The sequence below is a fragment of the Paraburkholderia caledonica genome, assembly GCF_000383275.1.
Taxonomy (GTDB): Bacteria; Pseudomonadota; Gammaproteobacteria; order Burkholderiales; family Burkholderiaceae; genus Paraburkholderia; species Paraburkholderia caledonica.
The window spans coordinates 57877-70981 of the sequence record NZ_KB911049.1 but is presented as its reverse complement, the minus strand read 5'-3'; the positions used below and the strand labels follow the sequence as shown (position 1 = coordinate 70981).

Genomic DNA, 13105 nt, shown 5'->3' with positions numbered 1-13105 from the left:
CGCAATGTGTCGAGGCGGGCGCCGCGCGAAGCTTTGAGAGCCGCTGCGACGCCCGCGCTGCCGTCAATGCGCGCCTGCTGCGTCCTGACTGCCGCCCTTTGCGGGCCGGGTGATCCAGATCAGCGGAATGATCAGGATGAAGATGACCGCCGATATAAAGAAGATGTCGTTCAGGCCCATCATCGCCGCCTGCGTATTCACGGTGAAATCGAATAGTGCGTGCGCAGATTGCGTGTTCATATGCAGCAACGACTGCGTCGAATCGATCTGCTGGTTGAACAACGGGTTGTTGACAGATGCGCGTTCGGTGAGCCTTTCATGATGCAGCACTGTGCGGTTGTTCCAGGCATTGCCCGCAACCGAAGTACCCACCGCGCCGCAAAACACGCGAGCGAAGTTCGACAGGCCGGCCGCCGCCGGGATCTTCGCGGGCGGCTGTCCCGAGAGAATGATCGACGTGAGCGGCACGAAGAAGAGCGCCATTGGAATGCCTTGCAATAGCGTCGGTATCACGAGGTGCCAGGTGTCGATTTCGATCACGTACTTCGAGCGCATATAGAAGACGATCGCGAAGCCGACGAAAGCCATTGTCGCGATGATGCGCGCGTCGGAGCGCGGCAGCACGCGGCCCATTACGGGCGCGAGAATCACGGCGAAAATCCCGAGCGGCGCGGTGACGAGACCTGCGTCGACCGAGCGGTAATTCAGGTACTCCTGCATCCACTGCGGCAACAGCACGAGATTGCCGAAGAAAACGCCATATGCGACGGAGATCGCAATCGTGCCGCCCAGAAAGTTGCGCTGCTGGAAAAGCCGCAAATCGACGATCGGGTTCTCTTCTGTCAATTCCCACACAAGGAAGAATGCGAAGCTGATCAGCGCGGTAATGCCGAGAATGACGATAACCGGCGACGCGAACCAGTCGAGATCCTTGCCCTTGTCGAGCATGATCTGCAACGAAGCTACCCATGTAATCAGCAGGCCCAGGCCGACCACGTCGATTGGCGGCTTACGGGTGGGCGACTCGCGAGTGCGATAGATCATCCACGTGACGCCGGCAGCAAAGAGGCCCACCGGAATGTTGATGTAGAAGATCCATGACCAGCTATAGCTGTCCGTGATCCAGCCGCCGAGCGCCGGGCCCGCGATCGGACCGACGGTGGCGGTCATTGCCCATAACGCGAGCGCGGTCGACGCTTTCTCCTTGGGATACGAGCCGAGCAGAATGGCTTGCGACAGCGGAATCAGCGGGCCAGCCACGGCGCCCTGGAAAACCCGCGCGAGCAGCAGGATCGGCAGTGTCGGCGCAATGCCGCACAGCCACGAGGCGAGCACGAACATCAGGATCGCGCCGACGAACAGCTTCACCTGGCCGATGCGCTGTGTGAGCCAGCCGGTGAGCGGAATCGAAACCGCATTGGCCGCAGCGAACACGGTAATGACCCAGGTGCCCTCGTCGACTGAAACGCCCAGGTTGCCCGAGATGGTCGGAATGGCGACGTTCGCTATCGACGTGTCGAGCACGTTCATGAACGTGGCGAGCGCGACGGCAATCGTCGCGAGCACCAGTTGCCCGCCTTGCAGCGGCGGTGGAGGGGCGGGTGGGGCGGACGCGGGCGCGGAAGGCGCCGCGGACGGTGGTTGGCTCAAGAGATTCTCCCGGATCGATGTGCCGCGGACCTCGCGCGCCGATATCCCAGCACTGCTGCGTGGGCATGCGCCGCTTTCTGCCGCTAATGTGCGTCTCAGGTGCCGCTAAGGCGCCATTAAGGTGCGCATTCATGCGCTCCCAAAGCGGCGTTCATGTGACATGCGGCGACATGCATGCGACAGGCAGCGCTATACGGTGAGGCGGGTCCGCTGGATGCTCGCAAAGGATACCTGTATTCATCTTTCGACGTCGCCGACGCGCGCAGGCAGAGGCGGCAAGAGCAAGGCCGACAGCGTATGCTCGCGGCTAGGGCCGATCCAGAGTGCATATGCTGCAGTTTGCGACGCAGCAGGCGGCCGCCATCAACCGCAATTCAAATACAGCAAAGGAAAGCAATATGGCCTGGGAGCAATTCGAACACGGCTGGCGGCGTGCGCCGCTAACTGCGCCTGCCAAGGGACTGGTGGTGCTGATGCACGGCGTGGGCAGCAATGCGCGCGATCTGATGCCGCTCGCGGACATCTGGAGCGAGCGTTTGCCCGACGTGGCCTTCACGTCGCTCGACGGCACCGATCCCTTCGACGGCGGTTTCGGCGGGCGCCAGTGGTTCAGCTTGCGTGACATTAGCGAAGGCAACCGCGAAGCGCGGGCTGCGACGGCCTACGCCGCGCTGCGCCGCATGCTCGAAGCCGAGCTTGCTCATTGGCAACTTTCTTTCGGACGGCTTGCGCTCGTCGGCTTTTCGCAAGGTTCGATCATGGCGCTTCATCATGTGGCGACGAGCGCCGAGGGCGCTGCATGCGTCGTCGCCTACTCGGGGCGGCTTGCGTCGCCCGTCGGCGCGCATAACGGCACACCGCTCACCCTGATTCACGGCGAGGAAGACGAGGTGATTCCAGTTCAGGAGCTCGAATACGCCGCCGACGCATTCAGCGCGGCCGGCTACACTGTCGACGCCTATGCGTTGCCAGGCGTGGGTCACACGATCAGCGCGGACGGCGTCGCGCTCGGCGAGCAGGCACTCGAGCGCACGCTGGGCGCTTTGTCGCGCGATTGATACAGATCGCTTGAAAAGCGGGGCTAAAGATATCGATCTATTTGCCGTTAACTGCTCATAGCACGAAAATCACGCCCGTCGCGGGACTGCGCAGTGCCCGCGGCAGGGGTGACCGGGGGCGCATTTTTCATGCTGCCGTGCATGGGCGCTAACGACGCAAACAAGCGACGCAACTGAGCGAAGCCACGACGCGACGCTACAGAGCGACACAACAGAGCCTTCTTATGGCCAAACCGACGCCGCATCACCCGCTTTTCGACCGACTGTTCCGCCAGGCCGTGACGGTGGACCTCGGCACGGCCAATACGCTCATTTACACCGACGACGGCGGCATCGTGCTGAATCAGCCGTCGGTTGTCTGCTTCGAAAAAGATCACTCGACCGGCCCAAAACGCGTCACGGCGGTGGGCGCCGAGGCGCGCCAGCTTCTCGGCCGGGAGCCGCGCAATCTGGAAGCCGTGCGCCCAATGCGTCATGGCGTGATCGCCAACTTTTCCGCCGCTGAGCACATGATCCGGCAGTTCGTCGATATGGCACGCCCGCGGCAATTGTTCAGCCGCCGCGCAGCATTCACGCTGTGCGTTCCGGCGAGCGCGACTCAGGTCGAACGTCGCGCGATCAAGGAAGCGGCTGTCGCGGCAGGCGCGTGGAAGGTGAGTCTGATCGACGAATCGCTCGCGTCGGCTGTCGGCGCGGGTTTGCCGGTGTCCGATGCGACCGGCTCGATGGTCGTCGATATCGGCGGCGGCACCACTGAAGTCGGCGTGATCACGCTCGGCGGCACCGCGTATAGCGGTTCGATCCGCGTAGGCGGCGACACCTTCGACATGGCGATCATCAGTTACGTGCGGAATCTGTATGGCGTGCTGCTCGGCGAGCAGACCGCCGAGCACGTAAAGAAAAATATCGGTTCGGCTGTGCGCGACGTGCCGGCCGAGCACATGAACGCGACCGGGCGCAGCGTGGACGACGGTTTGCCGCGCACGGTGCAACTGAGCAATCATGACATTGCCGACGCGATAGAAGGACCGCTGCGCCAGGTGATCGGCGCTGTGAAACGCGGGCTCGAAATGGCGCCCGCCGAACTCGCCACCGACATCGCGCACAACGGCATCGTGCTCACGGGCGGCGGCGCGCTGCTCGGCAATCTGGAGCGGCGCCTCTCGAACGAGATCGGCCTCGAAGTGCGCGTGGCCGACGAGCCGCTGACGTGCGCCGTGCGCGGCGCGGGCGCGGCCGCCGCCGCCGGCTTGCTGGAAGAGTTCGCTTACGAGTAAGTCGACCGTAGCCTGCCGCGCGTTTTCGGCAGCACTCCAGCCGCGAATCTGCCGACCGGCACCGCAAGACGGGGCTATGTGACAATACATGTCACGCGGCGCTTGCAGATTCCTGCAAGCGCTCGATCCGCCCACTCAATTCATCCGGCCGGCGTTGCGGCGCTGCCGCGAACCATCTGTGAATCGATCCGCTTCTGAGTCCTTCGGTACTTCCGCTTCCTTCATCGAACTGGAAAGCGGTTTGCGCATGCCCTATGTCGAGGCTGGCGAAGGCGAACTGCTGCTGTTCGTGCACGGCTCGCTTTGCGATTATCGATACTGGCAGCCGCAACTCGCCGGCCTTTCGAAGCATTACCGTTGCGTCGCGGTGAGTCTCACGCACTATTGGCCGATGACCGATACCAGACCTGACGCCCCGTTCAGCTGGAGCGCGCATGCGGATCAGGTTGCGCAGTTCATCGAGCGTTTCGGCGTGGGAGCGGCCCACGTGGTCGGTCATTCGCGCGGCGGCTGCGTCGCGTTTCATTCCGCGCGTCGTTACCCGCAGCACATACGCACCCTGACCCTGGCGGACCCGGGCGGCCCGTTGCAGATCGCCGGGCGGCCACCCGCAAGCGTGCCCGAAACGGTCAATGCGTTACGAGCGCGGGCGGCACAGTTGATCGAGAGCGGCGACGTGGAGGCAGGCCTGCAACTGTTCGTGGATTCGGTAAGCCGCCCCGGTTTCTGGGCGATGAGCACGCCGGCTTTTCGCCGGATGGCAACCGACAACGCGGCCACGCTGCCGCTGCAACTGCGCGATCCGTTGCCGCCTTACGTGCCCCAAGAGGCCGCCGACGTGCGTTGCCCCGTGCTGCTGATAGACGGCGAAAAAAGTCCGGAGATGTTTCGGCGCACGGCGGCCGCGTTGCAATCGTGGTTGCCCGACGCACGGCGCGAAACGGTGCGCGGCGCGTCGCACGGCATGAATCTCGCGCATCCGTCGGCCTTCAATCGTTACATCGACGAATTCATTCGCGCGACGAACGCCAGATGACCGGCGGATCTTTCAAACGGATTGCTTAGGCCTTGCGATGCGCGTCCTTGTCGAGCGCGCGTTCCGCCGCTTCGCCAACCAGGCCGTGATAATAGAGATGCACGCCGATCGCGAGCGAGTCGTTGCGGATCTCGTGAAACGCTTTCCACGCTTTGGCCGGATCCTTGAACAGCAGGTAGTGCGCTTCGTGCGCGATCAGATCCGCGACTTCGTGCAGCCCGTGCCCATGCAATACGTCGACGAGCGCGTCGAGGCTGCGATGCGTGCGCGCGTCGGTGCGCGGATACAGCATGTGCAGCACTGCGACGTCCTGCGTCTTCAAAGCCGCCGAGAGGGCAACGACGATGTCCTGATGGTTCAGCGCGCTGACGGCGCTGTCTTCGCTATGGACGTGGTCCGGAAAAAGCGTTTCAAGAGAGGCGTTCATTCGGGTTCTTCCTGTTCTTCTGGCTGATTAAAAAGGCCCGCCTAAGCGCGGCGGGCCATGACAGCGATGTGTCCGCCGGGCAAGCAGAACACGAATTCAGTATCGCAGATGCATCGCTGCGTACTCAGTCCTGCCAAAGCAAAACATTGTTGCTGTTTAGCGTCTCAAGGCAGGTCTCAAGGCAGCGACTGATCGACCCAGGCGGCGCGAGGTTGCGGGTGCAACAGGTCCGCAACGCGCCAGAACGCGGGGCGCTCTGCACGTCCTGTGCCACCGAAAAAAAACCGAAACTCCCCCGCGAGAAGTTCGTCTGAAGAGACCAGACCTTCTACAATCGGAAGCGACCGGGCACCACCCGCCGCAACCGGAAGTGAAGCGAAACGCAGCAGCGAACCATAGGAGCGACCCTGATGCAGCAGCCTGAAGCCCTCGGCGGCCTGTCCCACTCGGGCGGAATCGATCACCGCGAACCCGAGCAGGACGGCGTTTTCATCCCGACGGAAAACCTCAACGTTGCCAGCGCCACGCAGCACGTGCTGAAGTCGGGCGACACCTTCATCGTCAACGATCCTCTCGGCGATATCACCGGCCACGACGACGGCCTGTTCGTCAACGACACCCGCGTGCTTTCGCAACTGCGCCTCACGTTCGGTGGCCGCGCGCCCTCGCTGCTGTCGGGCAGCGTCAGCAGCGATAACACGTCGTTTACCGCGCATCTGACCAACCGTCCGTTGCCCCCGCTCGGCGGCGACAGCACGCCTGAGGGCGTGATCCACGTGGAGCGCGTGCGCGTTCTGTCGGGCACGGTGCTCAACGAAGCAATCGAACTCACCAACTACGGCGCGAGCGACGCGATCGTGCCGCTGTCCATTTCGTTCGGCAGCGACTTTCGCGACATGTTCGAGGTTCGCGGCCTGAAGCGCACGAAGCAGGGGCGCATCGAGGCGCCGCGCGTGGAGAACGACGAAGTGCTGCTGGGTTACGTCGGTCTCGACGACGTGGCGCGTAATGTGCAGATCGCTTTCGCGCCGCAGCCGGACAAGCTGTTCGCCGACCGCGCCGACTACACCGTCAAGCTGCCGGCTCAGGCGTGCGTGTCGATCTATCTGTCGATCGCGGTTCAGGTGGTTGCACAATCGCCGGATGCGCCAAGCGCCGGCGTGTCGTCGCCGACTCATCCGGTGAGCGAAGCGCATATGTCGCAGATCGACACCGAGCGGCCGCGCGTCGGCCGCACGGCGGTGCGCGCCGCGCTGGTCGATGCGCACCTCGTCATGCGCGAACGGCGGCGCGTGACCGCGCGCGTGCGTTCGAGCAACCCGCTTTTCAACGCGTGGATCGACCGTTCGCTTGCCGATCTCGGCTTGCTGACCACCGACCTTGCGACCGGCCCGTATCCGTATGCGGGCATTCCATGGTTCTCCACGCCGTTCGGGCGCGATGCCGTGATTACGTCGTTGCAGACGCTCTGGTTGCAGCCGCAACTCGCGGCCGGCGTGCTGCGTTTTCTTGCCGAGCATCAGGCAAGCGAGAACTCGCCGTTTCGCGACGCCGCGCCCGGCAAGATCATGCATGAGATGCGCAAGGGCGAGATGGCGGCCACCGGCGAAGTGCCGTTCGCGCTGTATTACGGCGGCGTCGACACCACGCCGCTCTTCATCGTACTGGCCGGCGCTTATGCGGCTCGCACGGGCGACATCGCGCTGATCGACGAACTGTGGCCGGCGCTGGAGCGCGCGGCAGGCTGGGTCGCGGGTGTATGCGACAAGAATCGTTATGGGCTGCTCGACTATCAGCGCGAGTCGGACGGCGGCCTCGCGAACCAGGGCTGGAAGGACAGCCACGATTCCGTGTTTCACGCCGACGGCCGCTTCCCCGATGGTCCGATCGCGCTCGTCGAAGTGCAGGCTTATGCGAGCGCCGCGTTCGACACCATGTCTCACTTTGCAAAGCTGCGCGGCTTGCACGACGCAGCCGCGCAATACAAGGCGCGTTCGAAGAGACTGCGCGAGTGTGTCGAAGAAAAGTTCTGGATGGAAGAGTCCGGCTTCTATGGGATCGCGCTCGACGGTCACGGTGAACTGTGCCGTGTGATGGCGTCGAACGCGGGTCACCTGCTGGCTTTCGGTTTGCCTTCGCGTGAGCGTGGCGAAGCGGTGGTTCGCGCGCTCGACTCCACGCTGTTTCACACAGGCTGGGGCGTGCGCACGCTGGCCGCGAGCCAGTCGCGTTTCAATCCGATGGCGTATCACAACGGCTCGGTCTGGCCGCATGACAACGCAATCTGCGCGCGCGGGCTGTCGCACTACGGCGGCAAGGCAGCGGCGGTGCGGCTGTTGCAGGCGCTGTTCCAGGCGGCCGTCAATTTCGACATGCGACTGCCCGAGCTGTTCTGCGGCTTCCCACGCCGACGCGGCGAGCCGCCCACCGCCTATCCAGTCGCCTGCCTGCCGCAAGCGTGGGCAGCGGGGTCGCCGTTCATGATGCTGGAGGCGTGCCTCGGCATCACGATCGACGCCGAACGCCGTGAAGTGCTGATCGAGCAACCCATGCTGCCTGAGGGCATCGACTGGCTCGAAGTCGGCGATCTGCGGGTCGGCGACGCGTCGGTGTCGATCACCTTCCGCCGCATCGGCGAGAAGGTGGTGGCCTCCGCTGAGCAGGGCGACGTCCGGGTCGTGGCGCTTCTGTGACGTCACCCGCGTCATCCGCGGCGGTACGGCCCGCCGCCGGTTGGCAGCAGGTTCTGCGCCCTGAGTGCGTCCGTTATCCAGTCTCGGCTTAATCGGGCTTCTTCAGGCCGCTTGGATTGGCAGGCGTGCCGGGCGATGCGTCAGGGCGCGGCGGGCGGGCGCCTTCGTCTGGGGCCACGATAATGCCCGAGCCGACGGGCAGCGACGCACTGCCGGTCGCCGGCGCGGAAGCGGGGGCTTGTGGCTTCGCGCTGCCCGTCGAGCTTGCGTCCGTGCGTGCGCGGCCGGTCCCTGAGCCCACCGTGCCGCCCTGTGCATGTGCTGTCCCTGCGAACGCGAGCGCCAATGCGATTGCGACGAGTCTCGTGAGCATGACGGCTTCCTCCGTCTGAAATCGGCGATGGCGCGCGGCGGCACGCATGTGCATCGCCGGATATGCATATCGGATTCATAGCCCAGCGCAGAGGGTGGGTCAATCAGGGGGAAATACTCCGTTTTAATTGCAGGCCGTAGCGCACGGCAGGCAGGCCTGCGCGGGTTGCGCTTCGTGCAGCGGCATGCGGATTGCGCAGCGGCGAACGCAGAGGCGCTGCTTGCGCCGAGGTCTTCGACACGGGCGGCATTAGCCTACGTGTGAATGGAGTGACCGTCGCGAGAGTCACTATTGAAGCGTCGTGCGCACTCACGCTGTACCGACGCTCGCATCCCGATCCGCGTCCGGTTCCGTTTGCAGCTCGGTTTGCCCATGCGAAATGCGGTAAGTCCCTTTGCCGGCCTTTTTTGCGCTGTACATGGCCTCGTCGGCGCGCCTGATCAGGTCGTCGACGGGTTCCTGGGTCTCCGCCAGCGCAATACCGATGCTCGTGCCGATATGGATGGTGCCGCCCGCCGTTAGCGGATAGGGCTTCGCTATTTCGCGGATCACGCGCTCGGCGATTGCAACGACCGCATGCAGAGCGGCATTCTCGACGATCACGGCAAACTCGTCTCCGCCGAGGCGCGCGGCAAATTCGCCATGCCGCAGCGTTTCGATAAGCCGCGTCGCGACTGCTTCGAGAACTTCATCGCCGGCGGTATGGCCATGCCTGTCGTTGACCTGCTTGAAGCCGTCCAGATCCAGGTAGAGCACGGCGGTACGCGTATCGCTGCCGCGGCGCGCGCTCGACAGAATCTTCCCAAGCCGCTCGCGCAGTTCGCGCCGGTTCGCAAGTCCGGTAAGCGAGTCGTGGCGAGCCAGATACAGCACCTTCGCTTCGCTGTGCTTACGCTCGGTCACATCTTCGATAATCACGACGGCGCTGCCGTCCGGCACAGGATTTCGCGTCAATTCCAACTGGCGGCCGTTGGGCAATGCGAGTGCGAGGGGGCGCCGTTTTTCGCGGAGCCACGCGGAGCATTTTTCCGTGAACTGCTGACCCAGCCGTTCGCCGAACTGCACAAAGCCGAGATGGCCGATGAACTCGGGTAACGGCACGTTCAGTTTCAGCGTGTCGAGCGTCGCGCCGAACAACTGGGCGGTGCGGCTATTTGCAATGGCCACCTTTCCCGACCTGTCGATGGTGCAAAGCCCATGCGGCATGTGCGTGAGCGCGGCGTCGAAGCGCACTGCGAGTTCGGCGTGCTTTTGCTCCGCGATCATGAGGGCGACGAGTCCCCTGTAGTGGCGCTGCACGATAGATATCATGGCGCCGACGTAGAGAAGCAAAGGGGGCACGAGGATCCACGAGCCGGCGATAGGCGAGAACAGTGCGCCCAACCCGATGGGTATCGTGACGAGGCATATCTGTGCGATGGCGAGGCGCGGTACCGAAGCGTTCCGCGAAGCGACCCCGCCCAGAATGCCCGATGCGACCATGAGGGCGAGCGATGCCAGAGTGGTGTCGGCGGTGCCGACGCACCCCATGGTCCCCAGTCCGAGCATGAGGCTAGTCGTGAGGCACAACGGGGCGTACGTCGCCGCCCACGGACGCGGGTTGAGCGGGCTGCTCCGGTTATGCGACGTGTACGCGTGGATGATGCTCAGGCGTCCTAGCAAAACCCACGCGTCCGCGAGCAGCCAGAGAATCGCCCACGGCTGATGCAGGCGCGCGTAGGCCACGGCGGCGACGAATGCGCTGGCAACCACTGACATGAGCAGAGGCCGCCTGTTGTCGAAAAGCGTCGCCAGCAGCCGGGCACGAATGGACGGCGATACGGCCGCGCCAAGTTCGGGCGGAGTCGCGAGAATCGACTTCGAAACGGAAAGATTTACTGCCATGGTACCGCTGGGGTCAGTGCTGGGGCGGAGCTACATTGCCTGTCTTAACGGCGAAGGAGGGCGGTTCTTTATGGGGAATTGCCCGAGGGGCGCGCTCGCGGTTCTTGGCAGGTTGCAAACTGAAACTGGTGCGGTTCGTTCCCGTCAGCGTTGCCGAATTGCGCGCGTTATCGGCTACGCAACGACTTGCTCCGGTTAGTCAGTCGCTGCCTTGCGTCGCGAACAGGGACATGGGCTTGGGGGCGTGACGCATCATTAGCGAACGACAGGCATCCACGAGGTGTTCCGCATCCATCGGCTTCGTCAGGAAATACCCCTGGACGTGGTCGCAATTTGCGTCGCGCAGCGTGCGTAGCTGCTGCTCCGTTTCGACACCTTCGGCCGTCACTTGCATACCGAGTTCGTGCGACATCTGGATGATGCCCCGGATAATCGACGCGGTGGCCGCGTCGCGACCCAGCCCCGCGGTAAACGAGCGGTCGATCTTCACCGTGTCGGGCGAGAAGTCGGCAAGATAGCGCAGGCTGGAATAACCGGTTCCGAAATCGTCGATGGCAATGCGCACGCCAAGGCGCTTGAGTGCCATCAGCGTTTCCTGCGCGAGCGACGGGTTTTCCATCAATGCGCTTTCGGTCAACTCGATTTCGAGGCAACGTGGCGGCAATGCATGCTTGCGCAGCGCGTGGTCGACCACCGCGACTATCGTGTCGTCCCTGAGTTGACGCGCCGACACATTCACCGAGATGCAAAGCCCCCTGCGTCCGGCAGCGCGCCAGATTGCCAGTTGCGCGAGGGCTGCATCCATGACCCATGCCCCGACTTCGACAATGAATCCGCTTTCTTCCAGTATGGGGATGAAGCTTCCCGGTCCGACCATTCCTCGCGTTGGATGATTCCACCGAACGAGTGCTTCAACGCCTTTCACCGCCAATGAAGCCGTCTCGTGAATACCCTGGAAATGAAGGACGAACTGCTCTGACGCAAGCGCCATAGGCAAACTGCGCTCGAGTTCGAAATCGCCAAGTACATCGCTCGACGCCTTGTCGGCAAAGCGGAAGCCGTTGCGGCCACCCTTTTTCGCCGCATACATTGCGATGTCCGCGCTTGTGAGGAGCGCCTCGTGATCCCGGCCGTGCTCGGGAAAGAGAGAGATGCCGATCGATGCCGTAACGAATGGCGCAGCGTTGTCTTTCCGGACGTCGGTAGAAAAGACCTTGAGAAGTGACTGGGCCAACGCTGCCAACGCAGCCTTGTCAGTCTCGCCGCTGATGATGACCGCGAATTCGTCTCCTCCGAGACGCGCAATGCATGCGTCGGAAGGCAGTGCCTGCTGAATAGTATTCGCGATGTCCTGCAACAGACGGTCGGCGGCCGTATGACCCAACGTATCGTTAAGCACCTTGAACCGGTCAAGGTCGATAAACATGAGGCCGAACGGAACGTTCTGTCTGCACAGTGTTTTCATCCGCCGAACGAGGGCGGTACGGTTGGCGAGACCGGTGAGTCCATCGGTGTAGGCTAAACGGTCGAGTGCCGCGAGGCGTTCCTGCTCCGACGTGATGTCCTCGCTCACGCCGATAATGCGCACCACGGTTCCGGACCCATCGCGGACCGGATAGGCCGTGCTTCTGATCCAGCGCAGGCAACCATCGGGGCGCCGGATGCGGTATTCCGAGCGGCCTTCGACCCCTTCCGACGCGATACGATGCATTTCAGCCAGCAACGGCTCCAGGTCCTCAGGCAATACCAGGTCGAGCCACGCCGAGGGCCTCGTGCTGAGCTCTTGAGCTTTGATGCCGAACACGCGCTCGACGCCCGCACTCACATGATAAAAGTGTTCGAAATGCGCGCTGTACGAGTAGAACACGAGCCGAACATGCGACTCCATCTCGTGCATGAGTTCATTGCGTTCGCGGAGTGCTTTTAGCAACTCGCACTGCTGAGTGACGTCTTCGGATGCACACAGAAGCGCGACTACCGCGCCGTTCTCCGCAGTAACGGGTGTCAGCGTCGAATTCCACCACTTGGTGCGTCCCTTGGTCGTCGGGCAACTGCCGGTGAAAGAAGCGCTCGTACCGGCAAGAGCGGCACGCCACGCGTGCTCGGCGGCCGTGCGCTCGTCGCCGCTCCAGAAATTGAGCCAGTCCGCGCCGCTGAGTTGTTCCGGCGACTCGGCTTCCATCAACGCGGCTCCGTGCTCGGACACCCGCAGCATTTTTGCATCGGTATCGAGCACCTTCAGGCAGTCGCGATTCGCGTTGAGAAGCACACTCGCGAGTGCAATTGCGGCGCGCTGCCGGGCGTGGTCAGAAGCGAGCTTTCGACCGATAGCCACGAGCCCGACGACGCCTGCGGCCAGTGCCAGTGCAAGACGCACGGTGGTTGCCGCTTCGCTGGCGACGCGATGCGCCAGAATGCCTAAGCCGATGCCGGCGGCGGCAGCAATGAGGAGACTGGCAAGCGGTAGAGTGCTGCGTTGACCGTACTGGCCAAGAAAATAGGAGAGAAACTGCTGGTTGCGGGCCGACGAACTAGTGACGCCTGCGTGAGCATTGCCCTGAGACCGCTCTCGACTGGAAGGTTTAGGGCGCCATGCCGCTTTGATTCTCACGCTGTTCTCCGACTGCCTGTTCGCGTGACCGTTCGAATGCCGCGTGCCACTACGTCCCTAGTATTACGGTCCATTTGCGCGAATCTTTAATGGCGG

The 13105-nt window shown here is 63.3% G+C and carries 9 protein-coding genes; 4 read left to right on the top strand and 5 right to left on the bottom strand.

Features of this window, described 5'->3' with window-relative positions:
• Positions 1-63: 63 nt before the first annotated feature.
• A complete protein-coding gene (locus tag H281_RS0130490) occupies positions 64-1650 on the bottom strand; it encodes a DHA2 family efflux MFS transporter permease subunit (protein ID WP_027805080.1) in 1587 nt (528 codons plus the stop codon).
• A gap of 398 nt (positions 1651-2048) precedes the next feature.
• On the opposite strand from H281_RS0130490, the gene H281_RS0130485 reads away from it, so the two are divergent.
• The 3 genes from H281_RS0130485 to H281_RS0130470 all read left to right on the top strand — a co-directional run bounded on the left by H281_RS0130485 (position 2049) and on the right by H281_RS0130470 (position 5021).
• Positions 2049-2708 (top strand): alpha/beta hydrolase, encoded by a 660-nt coding sequence (locus H281_RS0130485; protein ID WP_027805079.1) that lies wholly within the window; start codon positions 2049-2051, stop codon positions 2706-2708.
• Positions 2709-2932: 224 nt separating this feature from the next.
• Entirely contained in the window at positions 2933-3985 is a 1053-nt protein-coding gene (gene mreB / locus H281_RS0130480) for a rod shape-determining protein (RefSeq protein WP_020070913.1), read from the top strand.
• A gap of 247 nt (positions 3986-4232) precedes the next feature.
• Positions 4233-5021: an alpha/beta fold hydrolase gene (locus H281_RS0130470; protein ID WP_020070911.1), complete on the top strand. Its 789-nt coding sequence runs from the start codon at positions 4233-4235 to the stop codon at positions 5019-5021.
• 25 nt (positions 5022-5046) lie between these two features.
• Here H281_RS0130470 and H281_RS0130465 read toward each other — a convergent pair whose 3' ends face one another.
• On the bottom strand, positions 5047-5448 hold the full coding sequence (locus H281_RS0130465; RefSeq protein WP_020070910.1) for a hypothetical protein: 402 nt from the start codon (positions 5446-5448) through the stop codon (positions 5047-5049).
• A gap of 410 nt (positions 5449-5858) precedes the next feature.
• On the opposite strand from H281_RS0130465, the gene H281_RS0130460 reads away from it, so the two are divergent.
• Positions 5859-8141 (top strand): amylo-alpha-1,6-glucosidase, encoded by a 2283-nt coding sequence (locus H281_RS0130460; protein WP_020070909.1) that lies wholly within the window; start codon positions 5859-5861, stop codon positions 8139-8141.
• 88 nt (positions 8142-8229) lie between these two features.
• On the opposite strand, the gene H281_RS0130455 is transcribed toward H281_RS0130460, so the two are convergent.
• The 3 genes from H281_RS0130455 to H281_RS0130445 form a co-directional block, all read right to left on the bottom strand.
• The gene (locus H281_RS0130455; protein ID WP_027805078.1) at positions 8230-8514 is read right to left on the bottom strand and encodes a hypothetical protein; all 285 of its coding nucleotides are present in this window, start codon (positions 8512-8514) and stop codon (positions 8230-8232) included.
• A 309-nt stretch (positions 8515-8823) separates the two neighbouring features.
• Positions 8824-10398: a sensor domain-containing diguanylate cyclase gene (locus H281_RS0130450; RefSeq protein ID WP_020070907.1), complete on the bottom strand. Its 1575-nt coding sequence runs from the start codon at positions 10396-10398 to the stop codon at positions 8824-8826.
• A 199-nt stretch (positions 10399-10597) separates the two neighbouring features.
• On the bottom strand, positions 10598-13009 hold the full coding sequence (locus tag H281_RS0130445; protein ID WP_020070906.1) for a putative bifunctional diguanylate cyclase/phosphodiesterase: 2412 nt from the start codon (positions 13007-13009) through the stop codon (positions 10598-10600).
• Positions 13010-13105: the final 96 nt, after the last annotated feature.

Bases quoted from the DNA above. Each gene is read 5' to 3' on its own strand.
- H281_RS0130485 (WP_027805079.1), top strand. From the start codon at position 2,049: ATGGCCTGGGAGCAATTCGAACACGGCTGGCGGCGTGCGCCGCTAACT.
- mreB (WP_020070913.1), top strand. From the start codon at position 2,933: ATGGCCAAACCGACGCCGCATCACCCGCTTTTCGACCGACTGTTCCGC.
- H281_RS0130470 (WP_020070911.1), top strand. From the start codon at position 4,233: ATGCCCTATGTCGAGGCTGGCGAAGGCGAACTGCTGCTGTTCGTGCAC.
- H281_RS0130465 (WP_020070910.1), bottom strand. From the start codon at position 5,448: ATGAACGCCTCTCTTGAAACGCTTTTTCCGGACCACGTCCATAGCGAA.
- H281_RS0130460 (WP_020070909.1), top strand. From the start codon at position 5,859: ATGCAGCAGCCTGAAGCCCTCGGCGGCCTGTCCCACTCGGGCGGAATC.
- H281_RS0130455 (WP_027805078.1), bottom strand. From the start codon at position 8,514: ATGCTCACGAGACTCGTCGCAATCGCATTGGCGCTCGCGTTCGCAGGG.
- H281_RS0130450 (WP_020070907.1), bottom strand. From the start codon at position 10,398: ATGGCAGTAAATCTTTCCGTTTCGAAGTCGATTCTCGCGACTCCGCCC.